Source organism: Enterobacter sp. D2, from assembly GCF_034427575.1.
GTDB lineage: Bacteria > Pseudomonadota > Gammaproteobacteria > Enterobacterales > Enterobacteriaceae > Enterobacter > Enterobacter cloacae_M.
In genome coordinates, this window is sequence record NZ_JAXQPP010000001.1 from 1,974,126 (window position 1) to 1,990,556 (window position 16,431).

Annotated in this window: 20 protein-coding genes and 3 tRNA genes; 2 read left to right on the forward strand and 21 right to left on the reverse strand. The window is 49.8% G+C overall.

The window, feature by feature from the left end; genetic code table 11:
* Positions 1–142: 142 nt before the first annotated feature.
* The 7 genes from SPG90_RS09470 to SPG90_RS09495 form a co-directional block, all read right to left on the reverse strand.
* Positions 143–355 carry a hypothetical protein gene (locus tag SPG90_RS09470; RefSeq protein ID WP_322408099.1) on the reverse strand — a complete coding sequence of 71 codons (213 nt, stop codon included), beginning with the start codon at positions 353–355 and terminating at the stop codon, positions 143–145.
* A gap of 42 nt (positions 356–397) precedes the next feature.
* Positions 398–718 carry a hypothetical protein gene (locus SPG90_RS09475; RefSeq protein ID WP_097428801.1) on the reverse strand — a complete coding sequence of 107 codons (321 nt, stop codon included), beginning with the start codon at positions 716–718 and terminating at the stop codon, positions 398–400.
* A gap of 85 nt (positions 719–803) precedes the next feature.
* Complete coding sequence (locus SPG90_RS22375; RefSeq protein WP_077252932.1) at positions 804–1,040, reverse strand: DeoR family transcriptional regulator; 237 nt, start codon at positions 1,038–1,040, stop codon at positions 804–806.
* A 295-nt stretch (positions 1,041–1,335) separates the two neighbouring features.
* Positions 1,336–1,770 (reverse strand): DUF2787 family protein, encoded by a 435-nt coding sequence (locus SPG90_RS09480; protein WP_322408100.1) that lies wholly within the window; start codon positions 1,768–1,770, stop codon positions 1,336–1,338.
* A 93-nt stretch (positions 1,771–1,863) separates the two neighbouring features.
* Positions 1,864–2,373 carry a hypothetical protein gene (locus SPG90_RS09485; RefSeq protein ID WP_322408101.1) on the reverse strand — a complete coding sequence of 170 codons (510 nt, stop codon included), beginning with the start codon at positions 2,371–2,373 and terminating at the stop codon, positions 1,864–1,866.
* 25 nt (positions 2,374–2,398) lie between these two features.
* The gene (locus SPG90_RS09490; RefSeq protein ID WP_225622112.1) at positions 2,399–2,770 is read right to left on the reverse strand and encodes a hypothetical protein; all 372 of its coding nucleotides are present in this window, start codon (positions 2,768–2,770) and stop codon (positions 2,399–2,401) included.
* Positions 2,771–3,146: 376 nt separating this feature from the next.
* The gene (locus SPG90_RS09495; RefSeq protein WP_001172376.1) at positions 3,147–4,349 is read right to left on the reverse strand and encodes a site-specific integrase; all 1,203 of its coding nucleotides are present in this window, start codon (positions 4,347–4,349) and stop codon (positions 3,147–3,149) included.
* A gap of 80 nt (positions 4,350–4,429) precedes the next feature.
* Here SPG90_RS09495 and SPG90_RS09500 point away from each other — a divergent pair, with 80 nt between their 5' ends.
* Positions 4,430–5,170, forward strand: a complete 741-nt coding sequence (locus SPG90_RS09500) for a hypothetical protein (protein ID WP_154999906.1) — start codon at positions 4,430–4,432, stop codon at positions 5,168–5,170.
* Positions 5,171–5,411: 241 nt separating this feature from the next.
* Here the strand turns inward: SPG90_RS09500 and SPG90_RS09505 are convergent.
* From SPG90_RS09505 to uvrY, 6 genes are all read right to left on the reverse strand, one after another.
* Positions 5,412–5,498, reverse strand: a tRNA-Leu gene (locus SPG90_RS09505).
* 12 nt (positions 5,499–5,510) lie between these two features.
* A tRNA-Cys gene (locus SPG90_RS09510) sits at positions 5,511–5,584 on the reverse strand.
* A 46-nt stretch (positions 5,585–5,630) separates the two neighbouring features.
* Positions 5,631–5,706, reverse strand: a tRNA-Gly gene (locus SPG90_RS09515).
* 152 nt (positions 5,707–5,858) lie between these two features.
* Entirely contained in the window at positions 5,859–6,407 is a 549-nt protein-coding gene (gene pgsA / locus SPG90_RS09520; RefSeq protein WP_008500348.1) for a CDP-diacylglycerol--glycerol-3-phosphate 3-phosphatidyltransferase, read from the reverse strand.
* A gap of 56 nt (positions 6,408–6,463) precedes the next feature.
* Entirely contained in the window at positions 6,464–8,296 is a 1,833-nt protein-coding gene (gene uvrC, locus SPG90_RS09525; protein ID WP_126303815.1) for an excinuclease ABC subunit UvrC, read from the reverse strand.
* Entirely contained in the window at positions 8,293–8,949 is a 657-nt protein-coding gene (gene uvrY, locus SPG90_RS09530) for a UvrY/SirA/GacA family response regulator transcription factor (RefSeq protein ID WP_013096026.1), read from the reverse strand. The genes uvrC and uvrY overlap by 4 nt, the downstream gene beginning before the upstream one ends.
* A 466-nt stretch (positions 8,950–9,415) precedes the next feature.
* Here uvrY and SPG90_RS09535 point away from each other — a divergent pair, with 466 nt between their 5' ends.
* Positions 9,416–9,640: a DUF2594 family protein gene (locus SPG90_RS09535; RefSeq protein ID WP_008500345.1), complete on the forward strand. Its 225-nt coding sequence runs from the start codon at positions 9,416–9,418 to the stop codon at positions 9,638–9,640.
* 66 nt (positions 9,641–9,706) lie between these two features.
* On the opposite strand, the gene sdiA is transcribed toward SPG90_RS09535, so the two are convergent.
* The 8 genes from sdiA to SPG90_RS09575 form a co-directional block, all read right to left on the reverse strand.
* A complete protein-coding gene (gene sdiA, locus SPG90_RS09540) occupies positions 9,707–10,429 on the reverse strand; it encodes a transcriptional regulator SdiA (RefSeq protein ID WP_045356857.1) in 723 nt (240 codons plus the stop codon).
* A 221-nt stretch (positions 10,430–10,650) separates the two neighbouring features.
* Entirely contained in the window at positions 10,651–11,403 is a 753-nt protein-coding gene (gene tcyN, locus SPG90_RS09545; protein WP_063408388.1) for an L-cystine ABC transporter ATP-binding protein TcyN, read from the reverse strand.
* Positions 11,400–12,068, reverse strand: a complete 669-nt coding sequence (gene tcyL / locus SPG90_RS09550) for a cystine ABC transporter permease (protein WP_014884380.1) — start codon at positions 12,066–12,068, stop codon at positions 11,400–11,402. Before tcyL ends, tcyN begins: the two co-directional genes overlap by 4 nt.
* A 21-nt stretch (positions 12,069–12,089) precedes the next feature.
* Positions 12,090–13,076 (reverse strand): D-cysteine desulfhydrase, encoded by a 987-nt coding sequence (dcyD, locus tag SPG90_RS09555; protein WP_322408102.1) that lies wholly within the window; start codon positions 13,074–13,076, stop codon positions 12,090–12,092.
* Between the two features lie 106 nt (positions 13,077–13,182).
* The gene (tcyJ, locus tag SPG90_RS09560) at positions 13,183–13,983 is read right to left on the reverse strand and encodes a cystine ABC transporter substrate-binding protein (protein ID WP_047173112.1); all 801 of its coding nucleotides are present in this window, start codon (positions 13,981–13,983) and stop codon (positions 13,183–13,185) included.
* Between the two features lie 86 nt (positions 13,984–14,069).
* The gene (gene fliZ / locus SPG90_RS09565) at positions 14,070–14,621 is read right to left on the reverse strand and encodes a flagella biosynthesis regulatory protein FliZ (protein WP_008500339.1); all 552 of its coding nucleotides are present in this window, start codon (positions 14,619–14,621) and stop codon (positions 14,070–14,072) included.
* Between the two features lie 54 nt (positions 14,622–14,675).
* A complete protein-coding gene (locus SPG90_RS09570) occupies positions 14,676–15,395 on the reverse strand; it encodes an RNA polymerase sigma factor FliA (protein WP_014170714.1) in 720 nt (239 codons plus the stop codon).
* A 169-nt stretch (positions 15,396–15,564) separates the two neighbouring features.
* Positions 15,565–16,368, reverse strand: coding sequence for a glycosyltransferase (locus SPG90_RS09575; RefSeq protein WP_052671441.1), 804 nt, complete (start codon positions 16,366–16,368; stop codon positions 15,565–15,567).
* Positions 16,369–16,431: the final 63 nt, after the last annotated feature.

Below are 16,431 nucleotides of genomic sequence, written 5' to 3' on the forward strand. Positions count from 1 at the left end.
CACATTTATTAGCCTCCTGCATAATGACGTCCTGCGGATATCTGTTTACTTCCCTATACCCATCAGATTTAGTCATACTGCCTTCCATTCCGGCATTATCAAGAATGGCCTTCCAAGCATCCCGAACTTTCTTTGAGTCTTTTTAACCTACGCCACCGGAGAGCGTTCCAAATAGCTCTTTGGCATTGCTGTTGAGATTTTTGTATTCCGCTGCATTTGGATCCAGTAACATCGCCATTTGGGTTGACTGGCGGGTTGCTTCATAACAACGTCCTGCTGTATCAAGCGAAACAGAAGCGGCTATTGAGGTGACAGGTATAATGGCCACAAGACTTCCCGTAATTATATTTTTCATATCATGATTATCCACTTAGGTGCGCGAAGTTATCTGTTCTGGCTACTTTCTGTTTGATGGGGTTTGGTAGAATGCTACACACTTATCTGCAAACGCTGCCTGCTGGTATGCCCGAGGCAGATCATTCTCCAGCGCTATGGTATTTTCATTAATCGACTCTTCGTCAACGCCATAACGCTGTAGCTCTCCTCCCAAATATTCATAAATTTCAGCTGTAAGTTTTTTATCTGACTGCATGAGTTGCCTGTTTGTATTGTCCATCACAAGATAACAGGCCACACGATTATTTACCTGAACAAGCCCGGCATGCGCCTGTGACAGAAAACCTGTGAACAACATAGCCACAATTATTTTTCTTTTCATCCTACATCCTTAATTAATGGGATTTATTTGGTTCATTTCAGAGCCTAATGCAATGCGAGGACAGGTTATGTCCATGTAGAGAAAATTATTTGCATATTCCTTGCCTGACTCGATCTCTTATCAGGGGAGCCAACTTCACTTTCCCGGGAGAAACTGTTTCAGTTACTGTTTCAACCCTCAATAAGTCACGTCGCCCTGTCCGACGGGAAACCGAAAACTGCTGGCAAATATCATTAACCGACAGAGAATTACCGGTATAGAGCTGGAGCAATATCCACCCCAGTCTTTCAGCGATCTTCTCGCCTCGTGACTGACGCATCATGGGTACCTTTATGGTTTCGTTTTAACAATCCATCGGACAATTCATCACCTAACATGCTGTAATTTCGATATTCTTTATGCGGTGTAAAACTGCCGTTGGGGTAATAGAGTAATCGTTATCACCATGTCACTGATGAATGCGCCATTTAGGGCTAAACCACGAGGGATCTGAGATCCCCCGTGTCTGCACTTGTTTATGCGAACAGCCAGGAAAAAGAGACATCATCTCCATGCTGTGATGCACGCCACATGCAGTAGATTACAAAGCCGCCCGCTTTCTTCCTGTTCATAACGGGTCAACAACTTTCCACAGTTACCGTTACTCGGTAAATCCCCATAGAGAGATATTCCATAAAATTACGCTCCCACAGGGACCAGAGTTCATTCTTCTCAGATACCAATGAAATATCTCCAAACAGATAATGGAAGACGTAATGACCCGACCAGCAAAAATCTATTTCCTTTTCCAGTTCCGGGTAAACTCGTCCCATGTAACTAAAGTCTGTGACATAATCGAAATACCATTCGTTATCCTGACGGATGAACCGCATTTCAACCGGATGAAATCCGCCGTATTCTGCACTGTAGTCCGGATCACGAAAATTCATGACCACAGCCCTGACCGATGTTTGCTGAGATTGTTCTGCCAGAAGCGTAGCGATGTGCTGCTGAAATAATTTGGTGACAGGCAGCGTTAATCCTGCCTGTTTTAGGGCATACTGTGTTTGCATAATAGATTTTCCTGTAAAAGGTGAGTAGAGATGTGTAGTAGTTTCTGGTTGTATAACAGTTCTGGTAAAGAATTAATTCTTCGCAATCCTTTCTCAATCGCCAACCTTACTGAGTGTTTTAAGACGCGCCCGCCAGTCAGCATATAAAACATGCGTAAACAACTTCTCAGGGTGCGCCTCAAGCAGACATATATCCGGTGAGCGTAAAACAGCGGCCAGGAAACCGGCATTATTGGCACTTGCCCCTTTAAAAAGGGTTCTGAATACACCAGATTTGAAGCCCGTTGTCGGTTGTACTTCGAGCACACTTTCAATCTTAGAAAGAGGGATCCAGTCTTTAGAAAACAATCCGCCGCTGCCATTTGCCAGGAGGCGCAGATAGAGATCATTATCTTTTTCAGACATTGCCAGTTGCCATGTCAGCATGCCACTGGCTTTAGGGCTGATTTTTTCCGCCTGTCCTGATTCAATGAGCAGCTTATAACTCTCTTCAGGTAATATTTGCCCGTTTTCAGTGATACCTTTTTCAATATCACTTAAATCATTATTTAACTCCAGCTCCTCGTATTCATTATTATTTTTTCCTGACTTTGATTTTCTCATTTTCATCTCCTGATTTTAATCTGATTTACAGACGGGATTCCGCCATAGACATTAATTTATCAATCCCGCCCAGAGGACAATTGGGATGAAACAACAGATAAATACCATTTCCATTATCTTCTGTAATTGATAGCATCAAGTAATATTCATCTGTCAGATGGACCACGAACTCAGGGTTTGCAATTAAATGATGAATTACATCCAGTACGTGTCGTTTAATATCTTCGGGAACATCACCGGGTTCAATGTACATTAATGTTACACCCACCTCGCCCCAAAAATTCATTGCGGAAAGTTCATCATCAAATGGAAGTATCAGTTCTTTTCTCAAGACAGACATAACTGAATCGGGAAGAAGGAGCGACGGCAGGTCTTGCCAGTTCGAGATAAATTTCATTGAATAATCCTCATAAACAAAAAACCCGATACGTTTTAAGTATCGGGGTTACATAGACAGGGTAAAGAATCTGGAATTGCCTTCAGTGGTCATCTATATTCTTTCATAATATCCACAATCCTTGCAGATAAGCACTGGCGCATTATTCATTTCACGCTGTTCAAGGAATCCAAATAGACGCTGTATCGCCCTGATGATTTCTTTAAGCAATTCTGGTAATTGCTCCAGGCTAATATAACCGGATGTCGATGTCAGAAACCGGTCATCGCGAGTCACCTTTGCTATATTTCCGGCAGTTTCTGTGACTGTATTCCGACTACCGCACTTAGGGCACTTTAACGGCATAATCATTCTCCACGTTTAAGAGATGCAAAAATCACTGTTCTTTACTGGTAGCTACGGGGGGTAAAAGAAGGTCGGTAACACCCTGCCCGGTCTGACGCATTCGCTCTGGTGTCAGTTTTGCGTAGCGCTCCGTACTCTGAATACTGGCATGCGCAAGCTGGGCTTTAACGTCATACAGACTGTACTGTCCGCTGGAGACAAGTAATGATGCGACGGAATGGCGCGTAGTGTGGAAACAGACTTCACTTTTATCTATCCCGCACTCTGCCAGTATTTTTTCATAGGCCCACCGGGGTTCTGATATTGGTTTTCCATTATCTTTTACGGCAAACAGATAGGGGTTGCTGCCAGCCCGTGGGATCGAATCAATAATGGATAATGCAACATCACTGAGATACACAGTTCTGCTGCGACCATTCTTAGTATAAGGAATGAATAACGACCTGTTATCTCGATCAATGTGTTTCTGCATGACGTTAAGCATTTCTGATTTGCGGGTGCCGGTTAACAGCAGCATAGCGATCAGTCCCCCGGCAGCTTTATTGGGGTATCGAGACGCAGCATCAAGGATCCTTCTGATCTCATCAGCGTCAAAAAAGCGCGTCCGCTGATTATTCTCCTTCAGCAAAGGGATCTTATCGGCTTCATTCTTCTCTAAGACATCCTGTCGTAGCGCATAACGCCCCATAGTTTTCAGAATAGCCAGTGCCCTGTTACAGGTAGACGGTGCATACTGCTGGCCGTGAATACGACCCTCAAGCATGTCGAAAAGCACCTGCTGGATTTCCCGGGCCCGAAGGTCACAGTAACGTATCTTCCCCAGACGAGGTTCAATGTATTGCGTGAAACGCTGAACATCCTTATCCCAGGACTTTTTATGGCGCTTGATGAACGGAACATAGGTCTGGTGAAAAAACTCACTAAGCGTTGGCATAGCACGATAATTATCGCGTTCTGCCTTAGGGTCATTTCCCAGTGCAATCGCCTCCTTGTGACGACGGGCTATCTGACGGGCTGTCCCCACATCAATTTCAGGGAATCTGCCAATACTGATACTTTTTTTGGTACCGTGGAATGTGTAGCGCAGGAGGAAACGTTTGTTACCCGTTCGACCTGAGAGGCATTTGAGGCCAATGACCTCGGTATCAGATACCTCAAGCTCTGTAGATCGGGTATCTGTGTTTGCCGGAAGGGCTTTGATGGATGAATTGGTGAATCGGAAGGATTTTTGCATATTTATCCTCATATATCTGATTGATATCATGAAAATAATATATATCTGAAGGTGTTTTTATTACGGGGCAGGATTGAAGAATGGAAAGGCTATTAGACGCGTACAAACGGATATTACAGGAAGTTGACGCCCAGTCATTTAACCTGAATGAAGATAAATACTCAGGCGTCTTTTTACCCGTGCCGTTTGAAGAATACTGGCATTCACCGGTAAAAATCATGCTGGTTGGACGTGAAACCGCTGGCTGGAATACGCTGAATGGTAAGAATACGATATCACGGGTGTTGGGACTTATGCCTGACGTCACCATCGGGCAGGTGGTTGAAGAAGCTGTAGATCGTTACAGGAAACATCTTCCGGTACAAAATTATGGCACCACCAACCTCAAATCACGTAGCCGCTTCACGCAATATCATTTCAGGCTGGCCCGGGAGCTTAATATTCCTCCTCAGGCTATCGTGTATGCCAATCTACTGGCGTGGGATTACGACGGACTGACCCCTCTCAATCGCCCTCAAAATGAAGTGCAGGAAGTCATATTAGCCTCGCTGAAGCTGCTGGCGGTACAAATTAAACACCTTGAGCCTGATTTCATGATCTTTGCATCCGGAGCCCGGAGAACAGACTACATCATTAAACAGGTGCTTACTGAGCTGGGCGGTTATGAGACTTCTTCAGTCATTCCGGGGAAGCTGTGGGAGTTCAAAACAGGTAATACAATCTGTTTCAGAATTGCCCATCCAAGGGCTATGCGCGGACACCAGAAGTACAGAGATGAGGTGATTGCACGAATTAAGCAACTTTGTACTAAGGGCGGCTAGAGCATTACAACTTGCTCAGCAGGCCACCCTTCCCGGAAGAGTACCGGAAAACAGGCAAAGCGGCCTGGTTCTCTATGCTGGAGGCGACACGTTCGATTCGGCATTGCCAGGCTGGAGATTGCGGCTCATTGCACCCCGTGAGCACAGGATATGCACAGGGCGTGAATTTCAGGCACAAAAAAACCACCCGTAGGTGGTTTCACGACACTGCTTATTGCTTTGATTATTCTTGTCTTTCCCATGGTACCCGGAGCGGGACTTGAACCCGCACAGCGCGAACGCCGAGGGATTTTAAATCCCTTGTGTCTACCGATTCCACCATCCGGGCTCGGGAAGAAAGTGGAGGCGCGTTCCGGAGTCGAACCGGACTAGACGGATTTGCAATCCGCTACATAACCGCTTTGCTAACGCGCCGTAAAACTTTTTAAAGTGACACCCGCTACTGCGCATGTCTTTAATCTGGAGCGGGAAACGAGACTCGAACTCGCGACCCCGACCTTGGCAAGGTCGTGCTCTACCAACTGAGCTATTCCCGCAGAACATCAAGTAAACATCTAACCACTTGATTTCATTATCGTCCGGCTGACTGTGCCGCCGTTCGATGCGTTGCATTCTACTGATATGACGTTATGAGTCAACGTTATTTTTTGCATCCCCGGATCGTTTGCTGAAAATTACGGCGAAACGATCACTGATCAAGCAAATCCCCGCGCGCAGCGTTCAAATATTGCAGCATGGACCACAGCGTCAGCACTGCCGCCACCCACAGCAGACCAATTCCCGCCCATTCAACCCAGGCGTTCGGACGCCAGAGCATCCAGACCAGCGCCGCCATCTGCGCCGTCGTTTTGACTTTACCAATCCACGAGACCGCCACGCTGCTGCGTTTGCCCAGTTCCGCCATCCACTCGCGCAGCGCAGAGATAATGATCTCGCGGCCGATCATGGTTGCCGCAGGCAGCGTCACCCACCAGGTGTGATAGTGCTCGGCCACCAGCACCATGGCGATCGCGACCATCACTTTGTCCGCCACCGGATCGAGGAAGGCGCCGAAACGGGTGCTTTGATTCCAGCGGCGCGCCAGGTAGCCATCAAACCAGTCTGTTACCGCTGCGATAAGGAAGATCAACGCGCAGGCGAAGGGTGCCCAGACAACCGGCAGGTAAAATGCCAGTACAAAGAACGGGATGAGTACGACACGGAAGAGAGTGAGCAACGTAGGGATATTATATTGCATAGTGACGGTAACTATTTGTTGTCAGTAAAATTTAGCTCTATGTTGCTACAGAGCCCTCAATGTTTCAACGAGTAGTAGATCTTTTCTGCCAGCCCTTGCGAAATACCCGGCACTTTTGCAATTTCCTCCATGCTGGCGTTGAGTAATCCTTGCAATCCGCCCATATATTTCAGCAGCATCTGGCGACGTTTTGGCCCCACGCCTTCAATCGTTTCCAGGCTACTGGTGTTTTTCACCTTCGCCCGTTTTTTGCGGTGACCGCTGATGGCATGATCGTGTGATTCATCGCGAATATGCTGGATGACGTGCAGCGCCGGGGAGTCCGGCGGCAGGCTGAAGCCCTCACCTTCCGGCTCGAAGAACAATGTCTCCAGACCGGCCTTACGATCGGCCCCTTTTGCGACACCCAGCAGCAGCGGATGGTTTTTATCCCAGCTGACATCAAGCGATTCAAATACCGCTTTCGCCTGGCCGAGCTGCCCTTTCCCGCCGTCAATCAGGATCACATCCGGGATTTTGCTCTCTTCTATGGCTTTACCATAGCGACGACGCAGCACCTGATTCATGGCCGCATAGTCATCGCCCGGCGTGATCCCGGTGATGTTATAGCGGCGATACTCGGCGCGCAGTGGGCCATTCGCATCAAACACCACGCAAGACGCCACCGTCTGTTCCCCCATCGTGTGACTGATGTCGAAACACTCCATCCGTTTCACTTCCGGAAGCTTCAGCAGCGCCGCCAGGGCCGCTAAGCGCTGGTGCACCGTCGACTGCTGCGACAGCTTAGTGGTGAGTGCCGTCGCTGCGTTGGTGCGTGCCAGCTTCAGATAACGCGCACGATCGCCGCGCGGTTTTGTTTGAACATTGACCCGACGGCCCGCCAGTTCAGAGAGCGAATCGGCCAGCAGGGTTTTATCGTCAAGATTAAAATCGAGCAGGATCTCAGAAGGCAGCGTGCGCATCTGGCTTCCCTGCAGATAGAACTGGCCGACAAAGGTTTCCACCACTTCACCCAGTTCGGTACCGCCGGGCACTTTCGGGAAATAGCTGCGGCTGCCGAGCACTTTGCCCTGGCGAATAAACAGAACGTGCACGCAGGCCATCCCGGCGTCAAAGGCTACGCCGATGACGTCGAGATCGTCACCGGTATTCGAGACAAACTGTTTCTCAGTGACTCTGCGCACCGCCTGGATTTGGTCGCGGATACGCGCGGCCTCTTCGAACTGGAGTGCGGCGCTGGCTTTTTCCATGCGCGCGATCAGCTGCGTTAAGACCTGATCGTCTTTTCCGGCTAAGAACAGGCGCACATAATCCACCTGCTGGGCATACTCTTCTTCACTTACCAGCCCTTCCACGCAGGGCCCCAGGCAGCGTCCAATCTGGTACTGCAGGCACGGGCGCGAGCGGTTACGGTAAACGCTGTTTTCACACTGGCGGATCGGGAAGATTTTTTGCAGCAGCGCCAGCGTTTCTCGCACGGCATAGCCGTTAGGGAACGGCCCGAAATATTCGCCCTTGGCGTGTTTTGCACCGCGGTGCATGGCGAGGCGCGGATGGGTGTCGCCGCTCAGAAAAATAAACGGGTAGGATTTATCATCACGCAGCAGGACGTTATAGCGCGGCTGGTAGAGCTTTATATAGTTGTGCTCAAGCAGCAGCGCTTCTGTCTCGGTGTGCGTGACGGTGACATCAATATTCTGAATGAGTGAGACCAGCGCTTCGGTCTTACGGGAAGCCAGGTTACTGCGAAAATAGCTGGAGAGGCGTTTTTTAAGATCTTTTGCCTTCCCCACGTAGATAACCGTACCGCCAGCGTCATACATGCGATAGACGCCAGGCTGGCTGGTTACGGTTTTCAGAAATGCTTTTGAATCGAACACATCACTCACTGACTTAACAACGTCTCCGCATTACACAAACCGTGCCGGATGGCCAGGTGCGTCAGTTCGACGTCGCCGTGAATGTTCAGTTTACTGAACATCCGGTAACGATAGCTGTTCACCGTTTTCGGGCTGAGATTCAGCTGTTCCGAGATCTCATTCACCTTCTGACCTTTGGTGATCATCAGCATAATCTGCAATTCACGCTCGGACAAACTGGCAAACGGTGATTCTGTTTTCTCGGGCTCTATCTGACTCAGCGCCATCTGCTGGGCAATGTCGGAAGCAATGTAGCGCTGTCCGGCAAACACGGAACGGATTGCATTGACGACTTCCTGCGGCGCAGCACCTTTACTCAGGTAGCCCGCTGCGCCCGCCTGCATCACTTTCGCGGGCAGTGGGTTTTCGGTATGTACGGTCAGCATGATGACTTTTGTATCGACAAAGGTACGCGCGATTTTGCGTGTTGCTTCAAGACCACCGATACCGGGCATATTCATATCCATCAGTACCACATCGGCCGAGTTTGTGCGGCACCATTTTACCGCATCTTCGCCGCAGCACGCCTCACCGGCAACTTTAATACCTTTAATATCTTCAAGAATGCGTCGTATCCCTGCGCGCACCAGTTCGTGGTCATCAACAAGAAGGACGTTGATCAAAGGAAATGTCTCCAGAATAGGGATAACGCTACTGAGTGATAATTTGGTTTATATTAACGGTTTTCCTCACAAGATTAAAACGTTAAAAAACCGGCTATTCGATTTTGCTCTCGTTTTTGGAAATTAGGCTGTACAGTCCGTGGAAAGAGAGACCATGCATTCAGGGCTTTTGCAGCTTTTTTTAAGCATCTGTATTCAAAAAGTTACAAAAAACTTGCAGGCTTTTCCTGCAAAAAAACAGATCTCAAATTTTTGTAACAATAATTAACGGCAAGCGAACCGGGCATAAACAATTAATAGCCTTTGACGAAGGTACAGTTTACCGGTACGTTCTGTTTACGCAATTAAACATCCACGTAAAAGTACAAAAAACAACCGCTGCATTTTTTGCTTCAGCTTGTGGTATACTCCGCCGCCTTGACTTTCGTCGTCGCGCTTTAGCGCCGTTAAATAATGAGGAAAATAAATGAGCACACCTGAATTTGCCACTGCGGAGAATAACCAGGAACTGGCACAGGAAGTAAACTGCCTGAAAGCACTGCTGACGCTGATGCTGCAGGCGATGGGCCAGGCGGATGCCGGTCGTGTGATCATTAAAATGGAAAAACAAATCGCGGAGATGGAAGACCAGGCTGAATCTGCGGTATTTGCTAACACCGTTAAGCAAATCAAACAAGCCTACCGCCAGTAACAAAAAACGGCTGGATGCAGTGCATTCAGCCGTTTGTTCGTCTGTCACGCAGAACGTAGTATCCTGTCAGATCAGTCCCGTTGCCGCCGCGTAGCACGCAATCTGGGTTTTGTTGGGCGCGTTGAATTTCTTCTGCATATTTTTCTGATGGAAGTTAACGGTATTCTCAGAGATAGAGAGAATGATCGCTATTTCCGCTGACGTCTTCCCTTCCGCAGTCCATTTCAGAATTTCGCGCTCGCGTTTGCTGAATTTCATTTCGGGTGGCATAACCATCCCATCTTCAAAACGCATCAGAGAAGTTAAGGCCATTTGCACCAGCATTTGCAGCCTCAGTTCTATTTCCTCACGGGCAAAAGGCCCTTCCTGTACACTAGTACGAGAAACAGACAGGAAGCCAAGCGCATGATTAGGCAGCATCAGGCACTGCGTTATTCCCGCGCGTAAACCGTGGTCCTGGGCGCTATGCCATAATTCCTGCGCCTCGGCAAATAATGCGTCTGTCCAGGGCAAATGACCCTGGATGAAATTTTCCGCTTTTAAAACAGGATCGATAGCGAAATAGTTCGCGGATTGATATTGCGCCATCCACGGCTTTGGATAAGTGGTCTGCAAAGAGATTTTAGGGCGCGTAAAGGGCACGGGATGTCGCACGCAGAGCGCGTAATAATCGAATTCCAGCGCCTGAGTTTGCCGCTCTAACTCCCGATATACCTCATCGGTATTCGTCAATTCCTGAAACCGGAGGGAGCAATCCCGTCGCCAGGTGAAAAAGTCTGAATCCTTCATACTTACTAAATGAAGCCTCTGAAAAGATAATCATTATTATGGTGAATATAACCTAACACATAAAACTTTTTTCTAACTACAAAATATCGGCATTAGCACAATTAACTTTACTATTGATAAGGTTTATCCGGGCCGGATGGAATAAAAAAACAAACGACTGCCCCCGAAGGGAGAATAATTTGCTCCAGCCTAACTTTCCGGAGCAAATTAGTGCAAAAATTCTACTGCATAAGGAATTTTTCAAGGAACTGACGGGTTCTCGGCTGTTGAGGGTTAGCGAACAGGCTTTTCGCTGGCCCCTGCTCCACAATCCGCCCCTGATCCATGAAAATGGCTCTGTCAGCAACATCGCGCGCAAAGCTCATCTCATGCGTCACGATCACCATCGTCCGTTTCTCCTGCGCCAGCTGGCGAATGGTGTTCAGCACCTCACCCACCAGTTCCGGATCGAGCGCAGAGGTCGGTTCATCAAAAAGGATCACATCAGGGCGCATCGCCAGCGCGCGCGCTATCGCTACGCGCTGCTGCTGCCCTCCCGACAGACGGCGTGGATAGCTGGTCTCTTTCCCCGCCAGCCCGACTTTAGCGAGCAGTTCACGCGCGCGTACCGTCGCTTCCTCTTTCGATTCACCTTTTACAATCACCGGCCCTTCAATAATGTTCTCCAGAACCGTACGGTGAGGGAAGAGATTGAAGTTCTGGAATACAAAGCCGACATGCTGGCGCAGGCGGCGAATTAACCCTTTCTGCTGGCTGATGGATTTCCCGGTATCAATCGTTATCTCCCCAACCCGAATCGTGCCGCCTTCCGGCTGTTCAAGCAGGTTAATACTGCGCAGCAGCGTTGTCTTTCCCGAACCGCTCGGTCCGATAATCGCCACCACTTCACCCTGCTCTACTTCAAGATCGATCCCGTGGAGCACCGTTTGACCGTGGAACTTTTTCACCAGGTTTTTGACGTCGATAGCACTCATTTTGGATCACGCTCCTGGCGGTTAAGCTGGTTTTCGAAGTAGTTTTGCAGAGCAGAAAGCACCGTCGCCATCACCCAGTAAATCAGCGAGGCGGCCAGATACATGGTAAAGACTTCAAGCGTGCGCGAAGTAATGAGCTGCGCCTGACGGAACAGTTCCGGTACCTGAATCGTTGCCGCAAGGGAGGTATCTTTCACCAGACTGATGAAGCTGTTGCTGAGTGGCGGAAGCGCCACGCGGGCCGCCTGCGGCAGAATGGCTCTGCGCAGCGTCTGCCATGGCGTCATCCCGATACTGGCAGCAGCCTCCCACTGCCCTTTGTCAATGGAGGAGATCGCCGCTCGCAGGGTTTCTGACGTGTACGCCGCGGTATTGAGCGACAGACCAATCATCGCTGCGGGGATCGGATCCAGCTCGATACCAAACTGCGGCAAGCCGTAGTAGATCATAAAGAGCTGGGCGATAAGCGGCGTGCCGCGAAATACGGAGATATAAAAGCGCGCCAGCCAGCGCACCGGCAGGATGGGTGACATGCGCATTAATGCCAGCACAAATCCCAGCACCAGGCCGAAGAACATCCCGCCGATACTGAGCTGTAACGTAAATACCGCTCCTTTCAGCAGATACGGCAGAGAATCAATAACCAGTTGAATACTTTCTTGCATTATTATTTTTCGACCTGATTTTTAGACATGAGGATGGTAGGCAAACAGCGCAGGCGCCCCGCCGGTATGGACAAATAAAATCGGCCCTTCATCCTTAAAGCGTTTCTGCGCAATGCCGTCAATCAGTCCGGCCATCGCTTTGCCGGTATAGACCGGATCGAGCAGTATCCCCTCGAGGCGCGCCAGCAGCTTCACCGCCTCCATGCCCTCTTCGTTAGGCGTGCCGTAACCCGGCGCAAAATAGTCGTCCCAGAGCAGAATGTCGGCCCTGGCCTTCAGCTCCAGCTGCTCGGCTACCGCCTGCTGTAAGGTGACCACTTTCGGCTTCTGCTCGGCGACGCTGCGGGACACCGTCACGCCAATCAGCTCGACGTCCGGCAGCAGTTGTTCCAGCCCTACCGACAGCCCGGCATGCGTGCCCGCGCTTCCGGACGCGACAACCACGGAGGAGAGGCTTACCGCGCCTTCGCACTGCTGCGCAATTTCCAGCGCACTCTCCACATACCCCAGCGCGCCCAGCGCGTTCGAACCGCCGACGGGGACAACGTAGGGGCGGAACCCCTGCGCTTCCAGACGCGTCGCCAGCTCGTCGAGCTGGGCGGCCGGATCGGTCAACGCATCCACCATTTCGACCTGCACGTTAAACAGGTCCAGCAGCAGACGGTTGCCGTTGGTGAGATAGTTTTCTGCCCGCGTGCCAATCGGGTTTTCCAGCAATGCCACGCAGTGGAGCCCGAGCTTTGCCGCCACTGCCGCCGTCTGACGAACGTGGTTGGACTGGATAGCCCCGGCGGTAATGAGCGTATCCGCGCCTTCGCGCAGTGCATCAGCCGCCAGAAACTCCAGCTTGCGCAGCTTATTGCCCCCCATCGCCATCGGCGTCACGTCATCACGCTTAATAAAAATATCGCGCCCTAAATAATCAGAAAATCGCGGCAGGTACTCCAGCGGCGTCGGCGCGCCGATGAACTCCAGGCGGGGAAAGCGCGTTAAATTCTGTAGTGACATGGGTTCTCCGGTAACTCTGACAAAATGTGATATTTTTCATTATGCACGCAGACGCGAAAGAAATAAAAAAGGCGCTTTTAAAAGCGCCTTTTTTTACGGCAGAAACTTATTTCGTGACGTCTGCACCGAACCACTTCTCGGAGAGCGCTTTCAGGCTGCCGTCTTTTTGCATGTCGGCAATCGCGGAATCAATCGCTTTGACCAGGTCTTCGTTACCTTTACGAATGGCAACGCCTGATTCCTGACGAGAGAACGCATCACCCGCTACCGCCAGGGTATTGTTGGTTTTCTTCACCAGATCCAGCGCGGCCAGGCGGTCAACCAGAATGGCGTCGATACGGCCCACGCGCAGATCCTGGTATTTCGTAGGGTCATCATCATAAGTGCGGATATCCACGCCCTGCACGTTCTGGCGCAGCCACTCTTCGTAGTTGGTACCCAGACCGACACCGACTTTCTTCCCTTTCAGGTCCGCGGCAGTTTTAATTCCGCCTTCGTTGCCTTTCTTCACCAGCGCCTGAATACCGGACACGGTGTACGGCGTAGAGAAGTCATATTTCTTCTTACGCTCGTCAGAAATGGTCACCTGATTAATCACCACATCAATACGTTTGGAATCCAGCGACGCCAGCATACCGTCCCATTTGGTCGGTTTCAGTGACGCTTTAACGCCGAGGTGCTTCGCCAGTTCTTCAGCAAACTCCACTTCAAAACCGGTCAGCTTACCGTCATCGCCCTGGAAGCTGAACGGAGGATAGGTTCCTTCCAGCCCGACCAGCAGCGTACCGCGCTCTTTTACTTTATTCAGCAGGTTTTCTGCGGCGAACGTTTTCACGCTCATGCCCGCAACCAGCGCAACGGCCATAACACCCATCAGCGCCTGACGACCCAGAAGTGCAAATTTCATAAATACCCCGATATAGTGGAATTTTTACGTAGTGTAGAGAAATCGCCTGCCACGTCAAAGGCGACTGCGCTACATCTTATTCTTTTTTAATATATATCAGAAGTTGTTCCGGCGTGGGCTTTCTGCTTTATGGCACCCGGCATTTGCACCTTGTATTGCGCATACTTGCGCAGCGCAATTCGGTAGTTATTGGTGCTGGTCGCAGGCAGCCACGGCTCCAGATTTTCATCCAGATAACCGGTTTTCAGCAGATCGCGAGAAATATTGTTTACGGTCAGATGTTGCCCAAGGCGGCGCAGGCGAACGACATATTCGCGAACGGTGCCGTGGCTCATCTCCGTTTGTTCAAACAGGAACTGCTTGAAGCCGATAATATCGAAGAAGTCGCTTTGCTCTTTGCAGTGGAGATCCCCACAGAAACGGCAAAGCGCCACCCACTCTTTTTGCTCTTCGAGCCATGCTGCTTCGTCCATCAACGTGTCGAGACGCGAAATCGCAATCTTATTGACGATTTCGCCCCGGCGAACCAGCGTGATACGATCGAGTAACTTGTTACAGTGGGCGCAATGCGTCTGGCTGTGTTTAAAGTCTTTCAGGTAGCGGCTTAAAGGCCGTCTTTTAGATTGCTGCACCGTCATGATAACTCCTGGTTGTCAATACGTTGTGCGGCATTTTTAAGGTGAATCAATCACCTATAACTTACCCAGCTTGGTTCGTAAGCGTTTAATGGCCTGGCTGTGCAGCTGGCTCACCCGCGACTCTCCCACCTCCAGAACAGCGCCAATCTCTTTGAGGTTAAGCTCTTCCTGGTAATAAAGGGTCAATACCAGCTGTTCGCGTTCAGGCAGAGCTTCAATAGCCTCCATGACGCGCTGGCGTAAATTCCCTTCCATTAAATGGTGTAACGGGTTCTCCTGCTGGTGCTCGTCCGTCACCAGCTCGATGCTATCGCCATGCTCTTCTCGCCACTCGTCATAAGAGAAGAGTTGGCTATTATTGGTATCGAGCAACATCTGACGATACTCTTCAACAGCAATGCCAAGACGTTCCGCCACTTCGGTTTCCGTTGCGTTACGTCCCAGTTCCTGTTCCAGTTGCCCCATCGCATGCGCCACTTCGCGCGCGTTGCGGCGAACGCTGCGCGGCACCCAGTCTCGGCTGCGCAGCTCGTCCAGCATCGCACCACGAATACGCTGAACTGCGTAAGTCGTAAATGCCGTTCCTTGCAGAGCGTCGTATCGGTCAACTGCATTCAATAACCCGATACCGCCCGCCTGTAGCAGATCGTCGAGTTCCACGCTCGCCGGCAAGCGCACCTGGAGGCGCAATGCTTCGTGACGCACCAGCGGGACATAACGCTGCCACAGCGAGTGTTTATCCATTACACCTTCAGCGGTATAGAGTGAATTCACGATAAACAGCCCTGCGTTAGTTGAGTTATCGGCATGATTATCCGATTCTGCAGGGCGTTCAATTGGATGAATAATGGGTGAAATGGGGGGTTATTTTGAGATTAGAACAGGAAATTCTGCAGCCAGTCGTTTTTCCTCTACTGGCTTGCTGAACATTTTATTGTACCATTTAGTGTTTAACTGTATATTTGCTATGGATTTTTTCCAGCATCCGGGTAACTTTCTTTGTGTTCTCAATAGTAATATCTGCAGGCACGAAACCACGCTTTTGTTTAAACCGTTGCAAAGCAACTGTAACTATTGCTCTGAAAGTGAGCTCGCCTGAAATTGTAGATTGCTTAGTGCTCCATCCCTCATCGCCAATATAGTCTTGTGAATCTGCTATATCTGCAAAATAACCAAACGGAGGATGCATGCCAGCATCTATGACCGCAATGGTATGGTCTACATGTTCAAGCGCATTATAGAAACGTTCATCCATGAGCCCCACTGTATCAAGCGCCAGCGCGGTGTAGTAGCTAAATGCCCCGACACAGGAAGGGAACATAAATAGTTTTTCTCCGGCATAATCGCAGCGCATCCGTAAGAGTGGCTGCCCCTGCTGATTAACATTCAGTAACCCATGCTGACTGAAATTGAAGTGTTGTACCCCCGTGAGGCGGGACATTTCAATGTAGCGATGAAAAACATCATTCCGTTTGACAAACACGTCATCCTCAATGAGGAAATAGTGATCAACGCCCTTCTCTCGCAGGTAAGATAGCGCCCGATTTTTGCTGCATCCTACCCCAAGATTCTCTTCATTCAATATATAGTGGCAATCCAGACCGGAATACTCAGGAAAATGTTGTCCATCATTAATAATGACCAGTTCATCAATACATTGGCGCGGAAGAGAGTTTAATAATTTAAGCAAACCGTCTTTACGATTATAAGTGACGATCCCCACTCCAATTTTTTCACCTTGATACATACATCATTTACCTATTCTTCGTTTCAGACACCGCCAGTTTCTGGCGCTCTTCCCCTGGGTACA

Coding starts and splice junctions, on each gene's coding strand:
- SPG90_RS09470 (WP_322408099.1), bottom strand. CDS start 355: ATGAAAAATATAATTACGGGAAGTCTTGTGGCCATTATACCTGTCACC.
- SPG90_RS09475 (WP_097428801.1), bottom strand. CDS start 718: ATGAAAAGAAAAATAATTGTGGCTATGTTGTTCACAGGTTTTCTGTCA.
- SPG90_RS22375 (WP_077252932.1), bottom strand. CDS start 1,040: ATGATGCGTCAGTCACGAGGCGAGAAGATCGCTGAAAGACTGGGGTGG.
- SPG90_RS09480 (WP_322408100.1), bottom strand. CDS start 1,770: ATGCAAACACAGTATGCCCTAAAACAGGCAGGATTAACGCTGCCTGTC.
- SPG90_RS09485 (WP_322408101.1), bottom strand. CDS start 2,373: ATGAGAAAATCAAAGTCAGGAAAAAATAATAATGAATACGAGGAGCTG.
- SPG90_RS09490 (WP_225622112.1), bottom strand. CDS start 2,770: ATGAAATTTATCTCGAACTGGCAAGACCTGCCGTCGCTCCTTCTTCCC.
- SPG90_RS09495 (WP_001172376.1), bottom strand. CDS start 4,349: ATGCAAAAATCCTTCCGATTCACCAATTCATCCATCAAAGCCCTTCCG.
- SPG90_RS09500 (WP_154999906.1), top strand. CDS start 4,430: ATGGAAAGGCTATTAGACGCGTACAAACGGATATTACAGGAAGTTGAC.
- pgsA (WP_008500348.1), bottom strand. CDS start 6,407: ATGCAATATAATATCCCTACGTTGCTCACTCTCTTCCGTGTCGTACTC.
- SPG90_RS09535 (WP_008500345.1), top strand. CDS start 9,416: ATGAGCACACCTGAATTTGCCACTGCGGAGAATAACCAGGAACTGGCA.
- sdiA (WP_045356857.1), bottom strand. CDS start 10,429: ATGAAGGATTCAGACTTTTTCACCTGGCGACGGGATTGCTCCCTCCGG.
- tcyN (WP_063408388.1), bottom strand. CDS start 11,403: ATGAGTGCTATCGACGTCAAAAACCTGGTGAAAAAGTTCCACGGTCAA.
- tcyL (WP_014884380.1), bottom strand. CDS start 12,068: ATGCAAGAAAGTATTCAACTGGTTATTGATTCTCTGCCGTATCTGCTG.
- dcyD (WP_322408102.1), bottom strand. CDS start 13,076: ATGTCACTACAGAATTTAACGCGCTTTCCCCGCCTGGAGTTCATCGGC.
- tcyJ (WP_047173112.1), bottom strand. CDS start 13,983: ATGAAATTTGCACTTCTGGGTCGTCAGGCGCTGATGGGTGTTATGGCC.
- fliZ (WP_008500339.1), bottom strand. CDS start 14,621: ATGACGGTGCAGCAATCTAAAAGACGGCCTTTAAGCCGCTACCTGAAA.
- SPG90_RS09575 (WP_052671441.1), bottom strand. CDS start 16,368: ATGTATCAAGGTGAAAAAATTGGAGTGGGGATCGTCACTTATAATCGT.